This window comes from Flavobacterium sp. MAHUQ-57, from assembly GCF_051908335.1.
Taxonomy (GTDB): Bacteria; Bacteroidota; Bacteroidia; order Flavobacteriales; family Flavobacteriaceae; genus Flavobacterium.
The window spans coordinates 18,673-34,728 of the sequence record NZ_JBPZTE010000011.1; the positions used below are offsets into that span (position 1 = coordinate 18,673).

General features: G+C 36.1%; 16 protein-coding genes. 10 read left to right on the top strand and 6 right to left on the bottom strand.

What is annotated here, in order from left to right:
- The first annotated feature begins 107 nt into the window (after positions 1-107).
- From ACS8MM_RS16085 to ACS8MM_RS16115, 7 genes are all read left to right on the top strand, one after another.
- Positions 108-1,454, top strand: a complete 1,347-nt coding sequence (locus ACS8MM_RS16085; RefSeq protein WP_379719116.1) for a DEAD/DEAH box helicase — start codon at positions 108-110, stop codon at positions 1,452-1,454.
- A gap of 74 nt (positions 1,455-1,528) precedes the next feature.
- A complete protein-coding gene (locus tag ACS8MM_RS16090; RefSeq protein ID WP_379719119.1) occupies positions 1,529-2,038 on the top strand; it encodes a DUF4442 domain-containing protein in 510 nt (169 codons plus the stop codon).
- Positions 2,039-2,140: 102 nt separating this feature from the next.
- Positions 2,141-4,069, top strand: a complete 1,929-nt coding sequence (locus tag ACS8MM_RS16095) for a BatA domain-containing protein (RefSeq protein ID WP_379719122.1) — start codon at positions 2,141-2,143, stop codon at positions 4,067-4,069.
- Positions 4,066-5,319 (top strand): dihydroorotase, encoded by a 1,254-nt coding sequence (locus tag ACS8MM_RS16100; protein WP_379719125.1) that lies wholly within the window; start codon positions 4,066-4,068, stop codon positions 5,317-5,319. The genes ACS8MM_RS16095 and ACS8MM_RS16100 overlap by 4 nt, the downstream gene beginning before the upstream one ends.
- Positions 5,319-5,642: a DUF4870 domain-containing protein gene (locus ACS8MM_RS16105; RefSeq protein ID WP_379719128.1), complete on the top strand. Its 324-nt coding sequence runs from the start codon at positions 5,319-5,321 to the stop codon at positions 5,640-5,642. The genes ACS8MM_RS16100 and ACS8MM_RS16105 overlap by 1 nt, the downstream gene beginning before the upstream one ends.
- Positions 5,643-6,293: an alpha/beta hydrolase gene (locus ACS8MM_RS16110; protein ID WP_379719131.1), complete on the top strand. Its 651-nt coding sequence runs from the start codon at positions 5,643-5,645 to the stop codon at positions 6,291-6,293.
- 213 nt (positions 6,294-6,506) lie between these two features.
- Positions 6,507-6,683 carry a hypothetical protein gene (locus ACS8MM_RS16115; RefSeq protein ID WP_379719134.1) on the top strand — a complete coding sequence of 59 codons (177 nt, stop codon included), beginning with the start codon at positions 6,507-6,509 and terminating at the stop codon, positions 6,681-6,683.
- A 55-nt stretch (positions 6,684-6,738) separates the two neighbouring features.
- Here the strand turns inward: ACS8MM_RS16115 and ACS8MM_RS16120 are convergent, their stop codons facing one another.
- Positions 6,739-7,206 (bottom strand): hypothetical protein, encoded by a 468-nt coding sequence (locus ACS8MM_RS16120; protein ID WP_379719137.1) that lies wholly within the window; start codon positions 7,204-7,206, stop codon positions 6,739-6,741.
- A 3-nt stretch (positions 7,207-7,209) separates the two neighbouring features.
- Complete coding sequence (locus tag ACS8MM_RS16125; protein WP_379719140.1) at positions 7,210-7,974, bottom strand: MBL fold metallo-hydrolase; 765 nt, start codon at positions 7,972-7,974, stop codon at positions 7,210-7,212.
- Between the two features lie 86 nt (positions 7,975-8,060).
- Between ACS8MM_RS16125 and ACS8MM_RS16130 the strand changes: the two genes are divergently transcribed.
- Positions 8,061-9,533: a TonB-dependent receptor gene (locus tag ACS8MM_RS16130; protein ID WP_379719143.1), complete on the top strand. Its 1,473-nt coding sequence runs from the start codon at positions 8,061-8,063 to the stop codon at positions 9,531-9,533.
- 33 nt (positions 9,534-9,566) lie between these two features.
- On the opposite strand, the gene bcp is transcribed toward ACS8MM_RS16130, so the two are convergent.
- Positions 9,567-10,019, bottom strand: coding sequence for a thioredoxin-dependent thiol peroxidase (bcp, locus tag ACS8MM_RS16135; RefSeq protein WP_379719146.1), 453 nt, complete (start codon positions 10,017-10,019; stop codon positions 9,567-9,569).
- A gap of 108 nt (positions 10,020-10,127) precedes the next feature.
- On the opposite strand from bcp, the gene ACS8MM_RS16140 reads away from it, so the two are divergent.
- Positions 10,128-10,787 (top strand): endonuclease III domain-containing protein, encoded by a 660-nt coding sequence (locus tag ACS8MM_RS16140; protein ID WP_379719149.1) that lies wholly within the window; start codon positions 10,128-10,130, stop codon positions 10,785-10,787.
- A gap of 25 nt (positions 10,788-10,812) precedes the next feature.
- Here the strand turns inward: ACS8MM_RS16140 and ACS8MM_RS16145 are convergent, their stop codons facing one another.
- Positions 10,813-10,956, bottom strand: a complete 144-nt coding sequence (locus ACS8MM_RS16145; protein WP_379719152.1) for a hypothetical protein — start codon at positions 10,954-10,956, stop codon at positions 10,813-10,815.
- Between the two features lie 50 nt (positions 10,957-11,006).
- The gene (locus tag ACS8MM_RS16150) at positions 11,007-11,591 is read right to left on the bottom strand and encodes an RNA polymerase sigma factor (RefSeq protein WP_379719155.1); all 585 of its coding nucleotides are present in this window, start codon (positions 11,589-11,591) and stop codon (positions 11,007-11,009) included.
- 243 nt (positions 11,592-11,834) lie between these two features.
- Here ACS8MM_RS16150 and uvrA point away from each other — a divergent pair, with 243 nt between their 5' ends.
- Entirely contained in the window at positions 11,835-14,621 is a 2,787-nt protein-coding gene (gene uvrA / locus ACS8MM_RS16155; RefSeq protein ID WP_379719158.1) for an excinuclease ABC subunit UvrA, read from the top strand.
- A 25-nt stretch (positions 14,622-14,646) separates the two neighbouring features.
- On the opposite strand, the gene ACS8MM_RS16160 is transcribed toward uvrA, so the two are convergent.
- The gene (locus tag ACS8MM_RS16160; RefSeq protein WP_379719161.1) at positions 14,647-15,828 is read right to left on the bottom strand and encodes a M28 family peptidase; all 1,182 of its coding nucleotides are present in this window, start codon (positions 15,826-15,828) and stop codon (positions 14,647-14,649) included.
- Positions 15,829-16,056: the final 228 nt, after the last annotated feature.

The window sequence follows — 16,056 nt, forward strand, 5'->3', positions numbered from 1 at the left end:
ATATAGCAGAATAATTCGTAAAAAACTATTTTTTTTCGATGAATGCGCTCCATAATTGACAAATATGAATTTTAAACAATACCTTTGCATAAAATATATAGAGCAAGATGGCATCATTCGAGCAATTCAACCTTCCAAAATCTTTACAAAAAGCAATTGACGACTTACAATTAACAACTCCTACACCTATTCAGGAGAAATCATTTTCTGTGGTTATGTCGGGGCGCGATATGATGGGAATTGCTCAGACAGGTACTGGAAAAACATTTGCCTATTTGCTACCCTTACTTAAACAATATAAGTTTGTAAACACGTTCAATCCCAGAATTATGATTTTGGTTCCTACTCGTGAGCTAGTGGTTCAAGTTGTAGAAGAAATCGAAAAACTAACCCAGTATATGTCGGTTAGAACGCTAGGGATTTATGGAGGTGTTAACATCAATACTCAAAAAAATCAAGTTTATCAAGGTATCGACATATTGGTGGGAACACCCGGTCGTATAATGGATTTATCGTTAGATGGTGTTTTATCACTTCAAGAAGTAACAAAGTTAGTTATTGATGAATTTGATGAAATGCTCAACTTAGGATTTCGTCCGCAATTGACCTCGATCTTAGCAATGCTAAAAACAAAGCGTCAAAATATTTTATTCTCGGCTACAATGACCGATGAAGTGGATGAAATTCTAAATGACTATTTTGATTTCCCAGAAGAAGTCTCTTTGGCTCCATCAGGAACGCCATTGGAAAAAATTGAACAGTTATCGTATCATGTTCCTAATTTCAATACTAAAGTCAATTTACTAAAACATTTATTGAATAGTGATACAACTTTAGATAAAATATTGGTTTTTGTGAACAACAAAAAGATTGCCGATATGCTTTTGGATAAAATCGAAGTTGAATTTCCTGGACAATTTGGTGTTATTCATTCGAACAAATCACAAAACTATCGTTTGTTGACTATGCAGGACTTCCAAAACGGAACTTTACGAGGTTTAATCACTACCGATGTTATGGCTCGTGGTTTGGACATTTCCGGTATTTCACATGTGATAAATTTTGAAATGGCTGAAATTCCGGAACAATACATTCACCGTATAGGACGTACGGGGCGTGCCGATGCTAGTGGTATTGCCATCAGTTTCATTGCACCACGAGAAGAAGACATTAAAGTTGAAGCTGAGTTACTGATGGAAAAAGAGATTGCCATCTTGGAGCTACCATCAACAGTTGAAATCTCCACTCAATTGATTGGACCTGAAAAAGAGAAACAAAAGGTGAAATTCTTGATGAAAAAGCCAAAAGTAAGCGAAAATGCAGCTTTTCACGAGAAATCAGAAAAAAACAAAAAAGTAAATCTTGGCGGACCAGGTAAACGTACACCACGTAAAACAGCTCCACGTAACCGTGCAGTTGAACGTCAGAGAGCACAAAAGAAGAAAAAGAAATAATTCATTATACGAAATCCTCAATCAACTGATTGGGGATTTTATTTTATATCTATCTTTGAAATCAAATTTAGAATATGTACCAACAGTTAAGCCGAATAGCCAAAAAATTCCTTAAAGAGTCTACTATTTTCAAAGTGGGATTCAACTTATCTCCTATGTATCGTAGGAGTACTGCCCGTATCGAACACGTTTCAAATGATTTGAAATTAGTACGAATCAAAATCCCTTTGAGTTATAAAAACAGAAACTATGTAGGTTCAATTTTTGGCGGTAGTCTTTTTGCTGCTGTTGATCCGATTCCGATGATACAATTAATGTATATCCTTAAGGAAGAATATATCGTTTGGGATAAATCGGCACACATTCGATTTAAACGACCGGCCCGAGAACATATGTATGCCTCTTTTGAATTCTCCGAGGAAGAACTTCAAGATATACTGCAGAAAGTAAAAGAGAACAAAGAAACCGAGCATATCAAAACTACACAAATTACAAACCAATCGGGTGAAACTGTTTTTTGTGAAGTGGAGAAAACGATTTATATTGCAGATAAAGAATTTTACAAACAAAAGAAGAAGAAATAATCATGAATTAATAATTGACAATTGACAATTCATAATTATCTTTGGCAGACGAAATTACTAAACTCCGATAAGCAAGACCTTGTAAAGTAAACACTAAACTGAATGCAATTCAAACACCCGGAAATCCTCTACTTTCTATTTTTACTGGTTATACCTGTTTTAGTGCATTTGTTTCAATTACGGAAGTTTAAAAAAGAATATTTCACCAACGTAAAATTGCTGAAAGAACTTGCCATTCAAACCCGGAAAAGTTCAAAAATCAAAAAATACTTATTACTTGCTTGTCGATTGTTGCTCTTAGCCGCATTGGTTTTTGCCTTTGCCCAACCCTTTTTCAAAGCCAAAGACAGCGAAAGTAAAAACAATGAATTGTTTGTCGTATTGGATAATTCGTTCAGTATGCAGGCCAAAGGACAAAAAGGCGAACTACTCAAACGTGCTGTTCAAGATTTACTCGAACATGCGCCAGAAGATTTACCACTTTCGGTGGTTACCAACAGCGAAGATTACTGGAACACCAATATCAAATCGATTGAAAAGGATTTACAGCAATTGCCGTATAGTGCCCTTCCATTTTCGATTGAAAACGCTTTGATCAAAGTCAAGTCACACAATAGCAATCGTGGTAAAGATATTCTGGTTATTACCGACGCGATAGGAATGAAAACGGCTAATCTTGACCAATTGCCGGAAAACACCAAATCGTATTTCATTATACCCGAGGCAGAAAAACTTGAAAACATTGCTATTGACAGTGTTTTTGTTTCACAGGTGTTGGATCATTTCTATGAAATTGGCGTAACTGTGTCTTCTAATTTTGAAGAAGACAAATCGATTCCAATTTCGATATACAATAAAGAGAACTTAATTGCCAAAGCTATTTTACAACTAAACCAACGCAAACAAACCTTACGTTTTACGATACCAAAAGACAACTTCAACGGATATGTTTCGCTTAACGACAATAGCCTGGTTTTTGACAATACGTTCTATTTCAATATTGCAAAACCAGAAATCTGCAACGTATTGAGTATAGGAGACAACGATAAAAGTATTTTTTTATCTAAAATATATACACAACCGGATTTTAATTACAAAAACGTAGCGCTAAACACACTTAATTATAGTGATATAGGCAAGCAAGATGCTATCATTTTGAATGAATTGGACAACATTCCGTTGGCTATGTTTACCAATTTAAAACAATTTGTGAGCAAAGGCGGCAATTTAGTCGTTATTCCTTCTACGAAAACTCCCATCAGTAATCTGAATACCTTTATGGCTAATTTCGGGGGTGTTCAATTTCTTTCATCCCAACAACAGGAAAAGAAAATAACCAAGATCAACTTCTCCAACCCTTTGTTTTCGAATGTATTTGAGAAGAAAATCAGTAATTTCCAATACCCTTCGGTAAAAGAAAGTTTCGCTATCAAATCGGCGGCATCACAAGCCATATTGTATGAAGATCAGACGGCATTTTTATCTACAATCTATAAAAATTCGGGAGCAGTCTATGTGTTTTCGGCAGCTATCAATAAAGAAAATAGCAATTTTCAGAATTCACCATTGATTGTACCTACCTTCTATAAGATGGGAATGAGCAATGAAAAGAACGGAGTCAAATTTGAAACCATTGGTAATAGTAAACCTGTGGTTGTAGCTGCTAAAGTTTCTAAAGACGAAGTAGTCTCGATTAAAAATAAAGAGGAAGAATTTATACCCATGCAACAAATCATGGACGACAAAATCAAAATCACCTGTGGTGATAGTCCAAAAAGTGCGGGGAATTTTAGTATTATCCAAAACAAAAATGATGTAGGTCTTCTTAGTTTCAACTACGATAGAAGAGAAAGTATTTTAACCGAACCCAGCAGCGAAAGCTTAGCCAATACAAACCAAATAGACAGTATAGAAAACTTCTTTGACACCTTACAAATCGAGCGCACCGACAATCAGATTTGGAAATGGTTTCTTATTTTTGCACTACTGTTTCTAGCACTTGAATTACTTATACAAAAATTTATAAAATGAGCTTAATTATCAGAAACGCCCGAATTATTGAAGCTAAAAATTCTTTTCACAATCAAATCGTTGATATTAAAATTAGTAATGGAACGATAGAAAAAATAGGAAATTCTATTCAATCACAAGACGGCTTTCAGGAAATTGAGTTACCTAATTTACATGTTTCTGCAGGATGGTTTGACACGAGTGCTTCTTTAGGCGAGCCCGGTTATGAAGAAAGAGAAACCATTGCCAACGGACTGCAAGTTGCTGCCCGTTCCGGATTTACAGGAATTGCATTGCAGCCCAACTCACAACCAGTAATCGACAATCAGTCACAAGTTCATTTTGTACGACAAAAAGCCCATGGATTTGCTACTGCATTATACCCAATAGGCGCTTTGACCAAAAACAGTGATGGTGTTGAACTAGCGGAACTATTCGACATGAAAAATGCGGGAGCTGTTGCTTTTGGAGATTACAATAAAAGTTTAGACAATGCCAATTTGCTAAAAATTGCATTACAATATACCCAAGATTTCGAAGGAACTGTCATCGCCTTTTCGCAAGACAACCACATCAAAGGAAAAGGCATTGTTAATGAAGGCATCACTTCGACCCAACTCGGTTTAAAAGGCATTCCTGCATTAGCAGAAGAATTAATTATCGCCAGAAACCTCTTTATTTTAGAATACACCGGCGGAAAGCTACACATTCCTACATTATCATCGGCAAAATCAGTAGCACTAGTTCGCGAGGCAAAATCCAAAGGATTGCAAGTCACTTGCAGTGTAGCAGTCCATCAATTGGTATTTACAGACGATGTTTTAAACGGATTTGATGCCAATTATAGAGTTAGTCCACCGCTACGAACAGAAGCCGACAGAAAGGCACTAATTGAAGGCGTTTTAGACAATACCATTGACTGTATTACCTCAGACCACAATCCGATTGATATTGAACACAAAAAACTAGAGTTTGATTTGGCCAAAAACGGTACAGTTGGATTAGAGAGTGCTTTTGGCGCATTACAAACGGTACTCCCAACAGAAGTTATCATAAGCAAACTAACTTCAGGAAGAAGCGTTTTAGGTTTACCCGAGGTTACCGTTTCGGAAGGACAACAAGCCAATCTTACCCTATTCAATCCGGAAGGCCAATGGACATTTGAAACCGCAAACCTACTTTCAAAATCAAAGAATTCTGCCTTTTTGGGAAGCAATATGCAAGGAAAAGTATACGGAATTTACAATCAGCAACAATTAGAACTACAATAATGGAAGACAATACAAAAGGCAAAAGCGCTGCCATCATCAGTTATATCTTATTAATCGGACCACTAGTTGCCATGTCAATGAACAGCGGAGAAGACAAATCGACCTTTGCCTCGTTTCATATTCGACAAGGGTTGGGACTAACCATCACATTTGTGGCCTTAGGCTTACTTTTATCGAACTTCAATATCCCAATGGCAACGATGTCGATGTGGGTGGCTATTTCGGTATTGGCAATGTATGGTATGTTTACTGCGGTAAAAGGAGAAACCAAATCAATCCCTTTAGTAGGTGATTTATTTCAAAAAATTTTCAAAAACATTTAAATGGAGTTATCATTATACCATTTGGTTAGAGAACCGAAACAAAAATTAGACAAAAACCCTTTATTGCTGTTATTGCATGGTTACGGCAGTAATGAAGAAGATTTATTTTCATTTGCAACAGAATTACCCGACGAATATTATGTAATTTCTGCACGTGCACCCTATGATATGATGTATGGGAGTTATGCGTGGTATGCGATTAATTTTGATGCTGATGCCAAAAAGTTTTCCGATTTGAATCAAGCGAGAATTTCTAGAGATTTGATTGCACAATTCATTGACGAATTACTTATCAATTATCCAATTGATGCAAATAATGTTACTTTAATTGGTTTTAGTCAGGGATGTATTTTGAGCTATGCCGTTGGATTATCGTATCCTCAAAAAGTACAGCGTATTGTTGGGATGAGTGGTTATTTCAATGAAGAAATTGCGATAGACAACTACGACAAAAATGACTTTAGTTCGTTTAAAGTATTTGCATCTCATGGTAATGTAGACCAAGTAGTTCCAGTAGAATGGGCTCGCAATGCCAAACCACTTCTTGACAACCTTGGCATTCAGAATGTGTACAAAGAATATCCAGTGGGACACGGTGTTGCTCCTCAAAATTTTTACGATTTCAGGAATTGGTTGAATGAAACAAAATAATAAGAGACTCCGGATGGAGTCTTTTTTATTTTAGTCCAACGTATTTAGTGAAACATAATTAGTAAATGCTATCGGTATTTGACGATATTGGCTTTGCAATACATAACATTGACTCCACAATAAAAGTTATTGGCTCAACAACACACAATACCCACTCTACAACACACAACAGAAGCTCAATAAGCAGCAATTGAGGCTCCACAAGCAGTACTATTGACTCAACAACAGAAAACTGAAGCTCCACAAGCGACGATCGAGGCTCCACAAGCGGCAATCGAAGCTTCACAAGCGGCAATCGAAGCTTCACAATCAGTACTATTGACTCAGCAACAGATAACTGAAGCTCCACAAGCGACGATCGAGGCTCCACAAGCAGCACTATTGACATAACAAAAAACAGCCGGCACAAACCGACTGTTTCTTTATTACTACTATTGCTAATTCTTTACTGTTGTGGGTATAATAATGTTTCGGCAGGTTCGAAAGTTACCTTACCGTCTTTTTCCACAAAGTATTTGATGATGATTTCACCCCATCCCGCTTCACCGGTAAAATCGGCGATAATCCATCTGTGGTTTAAAAAACGAACTTTATTGAGCACCATACCTTCATAAGAAATCAGAGAATTTCCTTTAGGATTATTATTGTATTCCATCAATTGTTCTTTGATTTGCGGCATCAATTGGTTCACATCAATCCCATCATAATAATTGATTGCATTGTCATTATGCGCCAATGAGAAATAATCTCCTTCCTCTTTTTCAGCTACAATTTTAGAGATGGAATCCTTCATTTTTTGTTTGTATTTTTCATGATTTCCACCTTCGAAATCCGCTTTTTTAGTGGCATACATCAGTTGAAAAATATTGACCAACACCGAAAAAATAAATCCGTACAAAAGTAACTTTTTCATAAACTATAAATTGATTTGTAAATTATCGTAAGCTAAATACACATTTTTGGGTAATCTTTTTTGAACTTCGTCATGGAACCCGAGCACATGACTAATATGGGTTAAATATGCTTTTTTAGGTTGCACCAATTCGATAAAACGGAGTGCTTCCTCGAGATTGAAGTGTGTTGGATGCGAATCGATACGTAAAGCATCAATAACCAATACCTCTAAGTTTTCCAATTTGTGCAATTCCTCTTTTGCCACAGTTTTCACATCGGTCAAATAGGCAAATTTATCGAATCGATAGCCAAAAACCTGCAAATCTCCATGCATAGCGTTAATAGGAATAATTACTTTATCATCGATCTCAATAGTTTCGTTATTGTGAACTTCGAAAGGAAAAACGCCTGGAGCGCCAGGATATCTATTTTCGGTTGCAAAAATATAATCGAATCTTTTTTCCAGATTTTTGAGAACACGTGGATGTCCGTAAATAGGGATTTCACCTTGTTTATAAAAAAAAGGACGGATATCATCGAGACCTGCTGTATGATCTGCATGTTCGTGAGTAAAAAAAATGGCATCAATTTTGGGGCAATTAGACAGCAGCATTTGCTGACGAAAATCGGGACCACAATCAATGATAAACGAATAATCGTCCCATTCTACCCAAACAGAAACGCGAAAACGTTTGTCTTTTGGGTTGTCACTAAGACAAACTGGATGGTGACTTCCTATAACAGGAATGCCTTGTGAAGTACCGGTACCTAAGAAGTAAACTTTCAATTGCGAGTTGCTTTTTTACAAAAGTAAATAATATTTGATAAAAAATAACGCATTCATTACCTTTGCAGGGTATTTAGTCAATGAAGATGAAAAATCTAGAGAGAGAAATCAAATTAAAAGGAGACAAAGACATTGAATCTATCCCATCGATAGGAGACAAAGCCCTAAGAATCAACCTAAACGCAAACATTTACGGAACATTTGCTGAAATTGGTGCCGGACAGGAAACCGTTCGTCATTTTTTCAGAGCCGGAGGTTCGTCAGGAACAATTGCAAAGGCGATGTCAGCGTATGATAAGGATTTCAGTGATGCCATTTATGGTGCTGAAGATGATGGTCGTTATGTTACCGAAAACCGTTTGCGCAAAATGCTCAATTATGAAGTAGAACTGATTGAGGAGCGTTTGAAACGAGAGAAACATCCATCCAAAATGTTTTTCAGTTATGCCAACACAGTAGCCACAATTGATTTTGCGAAGCAATACAAAGGTCACGGCTGGGTAGGAATTAAATACCAAATCGAACCGGACGAAGCGTACAACGAGATTTTATTACACATCCGATTTAAAGAGACTGATGCTCGTTTACAACAAGAAACCTTAGGAAAACTTGGAGTCAACTTAATATATGGTGCTTTCTATAAATATAATGATCCGAAACGTTTATTGCGTTATTTGTACGATCATATCGACAAAGATCAATTAGAGATTGACACCATTAACTTTTCCGGACCTCGTTTTGCAGAGGTTGACAATCGCTTAATGAGTTTACAACTTGTTAAAAACGGAATGACCGATGCGGTAATGTTTGATCCCAACGGTAAAAACATTCTTCCAGCTGCGGTATTGTATAAGAAAAACATTTTAGCATTGCGCGGTAGTTTCCGCCCGGTAACCAAAGTAAATATGGACATGTATGAGAAATCATTACAAATGTTCATTGATGAAAATAAAGTAAAGAAAGAAAATACGTTAGTTGTTTTTGAAATTACGCTATCCAACTTACGTTCGGACGGTGAAATTGACGAAAGAGACTTTATGGACAGAGCCGAGTTACTGTGTTCGTTAGGTCAAACCGTAATGATTTCCAACTTCCAGGAATACTTCAAAGTAGTGGAATACTTCTCTAACTATTCTAAAGAAAGAATGGGATTGGCATTAGGTGTTAACAATCTGGTGGATATTTTTGATGAGAAATACTATCGTCACTTAAGCGGTGGAATCTTAGAAGCTTTTGGTAAGTTATTCTATCGTGATTTAAAAGTCTATTTGTATCCGATGGAAGACGAGCATGGAGTAATCTTGAACTCGCAAAATCTTAAAGTTCATCCGCGTATGAAAGAATTGTATAAATTCTTTGCTTACAATGGAAAAGTAATTGACATTACCGATTTTGATAAATCGCATTTAAAAATCTTCTCAAGAGAAGTATTGAAAATGATCAGTAAAGACAAACCGGGATGGGAAGTAATGCTTCCTGAAGGAATTGCTGAGTTGATTAAGCGCGATCATTTATTTGGTTACAAAGAACCCAATTCGGTAGAAACCGAGACGGCATAAAAACAAAAAAGCAGGTAGTTAACCTGCTTTTTTTTATTTTAAAATTTGCGTTGCATGTTCTTTAGTTTTCACTTTTAGAATTACTTCTTCAATAACACCATTGGCATCAATTACAAAAGTAGTTCGGTGAATACCGTCGAACTCTCTGCCCATGAATTTTTTCGGTCCCCAAACACCAAAGGCTTCAATAACTTTTTTATCTTCATCTGCCAAAAGTGGAAAAGGCAATTCGTTTTTACTTTTAAAATTAGCCTGTTTCTTTTTCGTATCGGCACTCACACCTAACAACGCATAGCCTTCTTTAATAAACGAACTGTAATTATCTCTCAAATTACACACCTCAATCGTACAACTTGGTGTACTGGCCGCAGGATAAAAGAAAACCACTAATTTCTTTCCTTTATAATCTGATAATGTATGCACATTTCCGTCTTGATCGACAGCTGAAAATGCTGGAGCTTTGTCTCCTTTTTGTAATGTAGTCATTGATGCTTTTCTATTTATTGAATGCCAAAGTTACAAAGTTTATTGAGTTTCTAATCTTAGATTAAAATCATACATTCGCATTTTACAATTCGTAATTGATAGTTTCAGATGACAAAAGCCGAAAAAGTACAATTTGTAATTGACACATTGGACCAATTATATCCAGAAATTCCAATTCCTTTGGATCATAAAGACCCGTATACTTTATTAATTGCAGTGTTGCTCTCGGCACAATGCACAGATGTAAGAGTGAATCAAATTACGCCACTCCTATTTTCCAAAGCAGACAATCCGTATGATATGGTCAAACTTTCGGTTGAAGAAATTAAAGAAATCATCAAACCTTGCGGACTTTCTCCAATGAAATCTAAAGGTATTTACGGTTTATCACAGATACTGATTGAAAAGCACAACGGCGAAGTACCCCAAAATTTTGAAGCGTTAGAAGCTTTACCCGCTGTTGGACATAAAACGGCTAGTGTAGTAATGAGTCAGGCATTTGGTGTTCCGGCATTTCCTGTAGACACCCACATCCATCGTTTGATGTACCGTTGGAATTTATCCAATGGAAAAAATGTACAGCAAACCGAAGCCGATGCCAAGCGATTATTCCCTGAAGAAACCTGGAACGATTTACATCTTCAAATTATATGGTACGGAAGAGAATATTCACCGGCACGAGGATGGAATTTAGAGAAAGACATTATCACTAAAACCATCGGAAGAAAAAGTGTATTAGACGAATACCATAAAAAAAACGCCTCATAATGGGCGTTTTTTCGTTTTAGTTGTTTTAGTTTGAATTCAATTCAAATTCTTCGGTTCCTACCTTAACAATTTTCAGTGCTTTAGAATAGCTCAGAATAAAATCGATAGTTTCTTGTTTTGGAGACATCTCGGTAGCAACATTTTTTTCTTTAGTGTAAAGTTTCGCCATACTTTTAATTTAGATTTATAAGTATAACGCAACCTCTATCTATATATTGCTTAATTCGTCAAAATAATTTGATTTTTTTCAATAATTCTTCTCAGATTCAACAAGGCATAACGCATTCTTCCTAGTGCTGTATTGATACTAACACCTGTAATATCTGCAATTTCCTTAAAACTCATGTCTTGATAAATACGCATTTCCAAAACTTCTTTCTGATCCGATGGTAATTCCTCGATTAATCGTAACAAGTCGCTTTCTACTTGTTCGGTAATAATTTGGCTTTCCACGTTGGGACTATTATCGGCCATAACCGAAAAAATAGAAAATTCTTCTGTCTCGCGGTAAAAAGGCATTTTTTTATCTTTTCTGAACGTATCAATAATCAGATTGTGGGCAATACGCATTACCCATGGTAAAAACTTTCCTTCTTCGTTATAAGAGTTGCTTTTTAATGTTTTGATTACTTTAATGAAGGTATCTTGAAAGATGTCATCTGCTAAGTCTCTATCAAAAACTTTGGAATAGATAAATCCATAGATTTTGGATTGATGTCTATCAATTAAAATAGCCAATGCTTCTTCATTACCATCAATGTAGTTCTTAACTAATAAAGCGTCTGGGAGTTGAGTAATAGCCATAACAATACTTTTTAGATTTTGGGTGTTTAATCTTGCAGAGAATATCTCTATAAAAAGTATTTTTGTGTTATAAGCTTTTGTTTTAGTGTTTTGGTAAGCCAAATTTAGTGTTATTTTTTTTAGAAAAGCAACAAAAAATTCATTTTTTAACATTTATTAGGAAAATAATTACATCAAAAATGAGTTATAGGGCGTCAAAAAAAGTAGATTAATGATTAACTTTGTCGAAATTGACTTCAGTATATGAATCCCGATATATCAACCCTTGAGCCCAAAAAAAACATTCTTATTAAAGGAGCACAAATTCATAATTTAAAGAATTTAGATGTTGCTATTCCTCGAAATAAACTTGTAGTGGTTACCGGTTTATCCGGCTCAGGGAAGTCAAGTTTGGCATTTGACACACTTTATGCAGAAGGTCAGCGTCGTTATGTTGAAAGTTTATCCAGTTATGCCCGTCAGTTTTTGGGACGTTTGGACAAACCAAAAGTAGATTATATCAAAGGTATCGCTCCGGCGGTTGCCATTGAACAAAAAGTGAATACCACTAACGCGCGTTCAACGGTAGGAACTTCTACGGAGATTTACGATTACCTCAAATTACTTTTTGCACGTATTGGTAAAACTTTTTCTCCCGTTTCTGGGCAGGAAGTGAAAAAAAATACGGTTTCGGATGTAATGAATGATGTTCAAACTTTTGAAGCCGATTCCAAATGGTTGTTACTCTCTCCTATCCACCTGGAAGAAGGCCGCCAACTGGAGAACAAACTCAAAGTATTATTACAACAAGGATTTGCTCGTATTTTAGTAGATAACGAAATGATTCGCTTGGACGAAATCGATCAACATTCCTTAGACAATAAAGACATTCTTTTAATCATTGATAGAATCGTTGTCAAACATGAAGAAGATTTCTACAATCGTTTAGCTGATGCTGTTCAAACCGCCTTTTATGAAGGAAAAGGAATTTGCTATTTACAAGAATTAAGTACGGAGAAACGCTTTTCATACAGTACCAATTTTGAATTGGACGGACTAACTTTCTTAGAACCCAATATTCATTTATTTAGCTTTAACAATCCTTATGGTGCTTGTCCACAGTGCGAAGGCTACGGTAATGTAATTGGAATTGATGAGGACTTGGTGATTCCCAATACCGCTTTATCGGTATATGAAAACGCTATTTTCCCTTGGCGCGGTGAAAGTATGAGTTGGTATCGAGATCAATTGGTTAACAATAGTCATAAATTTGATTTTCCCATACACAAGCCTTATTTCCAGTTAACCGACGCACAAAAAGATTTGGTTTGGAGAGGAAACCAATATTTTGAAGGACTGAATGATTTCTTCAAAGAGTTAGAGGAGAAAAATTATAAGATACAAAACCGGGTAATGCTATCTCGCTACCGCGGAAAAACAAAATGCAACGCTTGTAAAGGGAAACGACTTCGTCCTGAAGCTAATAATATTAAGGTTGGTGGTATCACGATATCTGAAATAGTAGATTTACCAATCAAGAAATTAATTCCTTTTTTCAAAGAATTACAACTTTCAGAGTACGATGAAAAGGTAGCGAAACGACTTTTAATCGAAATCAATAACCGATTGTCCTTCTTACAGGATGTTGGATTGGATTACCTTACTTTAAACCGAAATTCCGCTACACTTTCGGGTGGTGAGTCACAACGTATCAATTTGGCTACTTCGTTGGGAAGTAGTTTGGTAGGTTCTATGTATATTTTAGACGAACCGAGTATTGGTTTACACCCTAAAGATACCGAACGATTAATCAAAGTATTGTTGTCGCTCCGAGATTTAGGAAATACGGTGATTGTGGTAGAGCATGATGAAGATATCATGAAAGCGGCCGACATGATTATTGACATTGGTCCAGAAGCCGGAACCTTCGGTGGTGAACTAGTGGCTCAGGGAACTTTTGAGGAAATATTACAATCGGATTCATTAACTGCGCAATACTTAAATGGCCAATTAGAAATTGCTGTTCCGAAGAAAAGAAGAAAATTCAAAAATTTTGTTGAAGTAAAAGGTGCTCGAGAAAACAATCTGCAAAATGTAGATGTAACTTTCCCGTTAGATGTTTTGACTGTAATTACAGGAGTTTCAGGTTCAGGAAAAAGCACATTGGTAAAAAAAATACTTTTCCCTGCATTACAAAAGCAACTTGAAGGTGTAGGTGAAAAAGCAGGACAATTTTCTGAACTAACCGGAAGCTATTCGCACATCAAACATATTGAATATGTAGATCAGAATCCAATCGGAAGAAGTTCCCGTTCCAATCCGGTTACCTATATCAAGGCTTATGATGACATTCGTGATTTATACGCCAAAGAAAAATTATCCAAAAATCGAGGGTATCAAGCCAAACATTTCTCGTTCAACGTTGATGGGGGTCGATGCGAAACCTGCAAAGGAGAAGGTTCTATCAATGTAGAAATGGTATTTATGGCTGATGTTTCGCTTCCTTGCGAAACCTGTGGTGGAAAACGTTTCAAAAAAGAAGTATTGGAAGTACAATTCGAAGGAAAGAATATTGATGACATACTTACGATGACCATTGATGAAGCCTTAGCGTTCTTCAAAGAAAAAAACCAAACCAAAATAGTTCAGAAACTGCAGCCATTACAAGATGTAGGTTTAGGTTATGTTCAATTGGGACAATCATCTTCAACCCTTTCCGGTGGAGAAGCACAACGTATTAAGCTAGCTTCTTTCTTAGTCAAAGGAGCAACGAAAGACAAAGCCTTATTTGTTTTTGATGAACCTACCACTGGTTTACACTTTCACGATATTAAAAAACTATTAGCTTCTTTTGAAGCTCTAATTGAAAAAGGTCATTCCATTGTTGTGATTGAGCACAATCTGGATTTAATAAAATGTGCTGATTATATCATTGATCTTGGACCTGAAGGTGGAGAAAATGGAGGACAATTACTTGCATTCGGAACACCGGAAGAAATAGTCAAAAACAAAAAATCAATCACTGCTCACTACTTAGCGGAGAAACTATAAAAAAAAGCCTCGAATGAGGCTTTCTTTATTCTATTACAATTTTCTTACTGACTTTTCTTTTACCCGAAGTTAAGGTTACCAAATACATTCCTTTGGACATTCCACTAATTTCAAGTGATTCTATTAACTTGGGCGTTGCAAATGTTTTCTGCAGTGCCGTTTTTCCGTTCATGTCGGTTATACAAACCTCATAATGATCAACATTCAGACTACCCAAAGTAATCTGAAGACTATCTTTTGCCGGATTTGGAAAAAAACGCACTTGATAATCCATTTCAAATTCCTCATTATTTAAAGTCGTTGCCGCCTTTGCAAAATGCAGCACAGCTCCTGTTGCTGCTTTTGCCACTTTAAAATTATAAACAGGATCCATGTTCACCAATAAATCGGTAGCTGTATGTTTATGACTTGTTTCATTTCTTTCGAAAAAACCGGTAATAACTTCATTGTTATCTTCAAAAGGCATATAATCGGAAGCATATGCATTGGAAAGGTACGTCTGCAAAGGAGAATACAATCCAACACAAGTAATCAATTGATTGGTCATAGTAGCCGAAGCCGCATTATTAGTTGATGGTGTTCCACTGGTGTCTTTCTCACAAGTAATGGTATTATTAGTCATACCGGCTACACCACCTACTTCATCCAAATTGAAGACCAAACGAATATCCATTTTAGGAGTCGTTCCATTCACTACTGAGGAAACAAAATGCTGACTTCCTTTCAAGCCATCTTCTTCTCCACTGAAATTGATAAATTTTATTGAATATTCCGTTTCCACATTCTGAAGCAATCGGGCAATTTCTAGAATACTTACTACTCCACTTCCATTATCATTGGTTCCCGTACCATTAATAGAATCGTAATGTCCACAAACAATAACATAAGTATTGGGATACACTGTTCCCACTTTTGTCACCACTACATTTTTACAAGTACTTCCTGAATAAGAATAAGTATCGGTTGTAATCTGAGCTGGTGTATATCCAAAGGAAGAATACTGTGCTATTAACCATTGATAAGTGTTTTCTAATGCTTGTGTATTTCTATACTTCACCCCAAGCGATTCAAAATGAGTCAGGTTATTGGTGATATTGGTTTGGGATACCTGATTCGCGATATCAGCATATCGTTGAATAAATGTTTGTCCAAATGTGGAAGTACTAACAGTTAAAATCGTCAAAAAAGACAGTAGTTTGGTTTTCATTAAGTTTTTTAGTTTGGTTTGATTTGGTTTATAACAAATGTAACGCATTCCGTTAAAAAAAACAACTGCCCCAAAAACCTCTAGTAATCAGTTACTTACAATTATTTTAAAAAATTAGGCACGCATACAATTAGTTTTGGCACGCAAATTGGATATAGCTAAACAACAAGAAAAAATAACTTGTTCGACGAAGCCGAAAATCGCAAGAGTAGGCAAACCATTAAATTA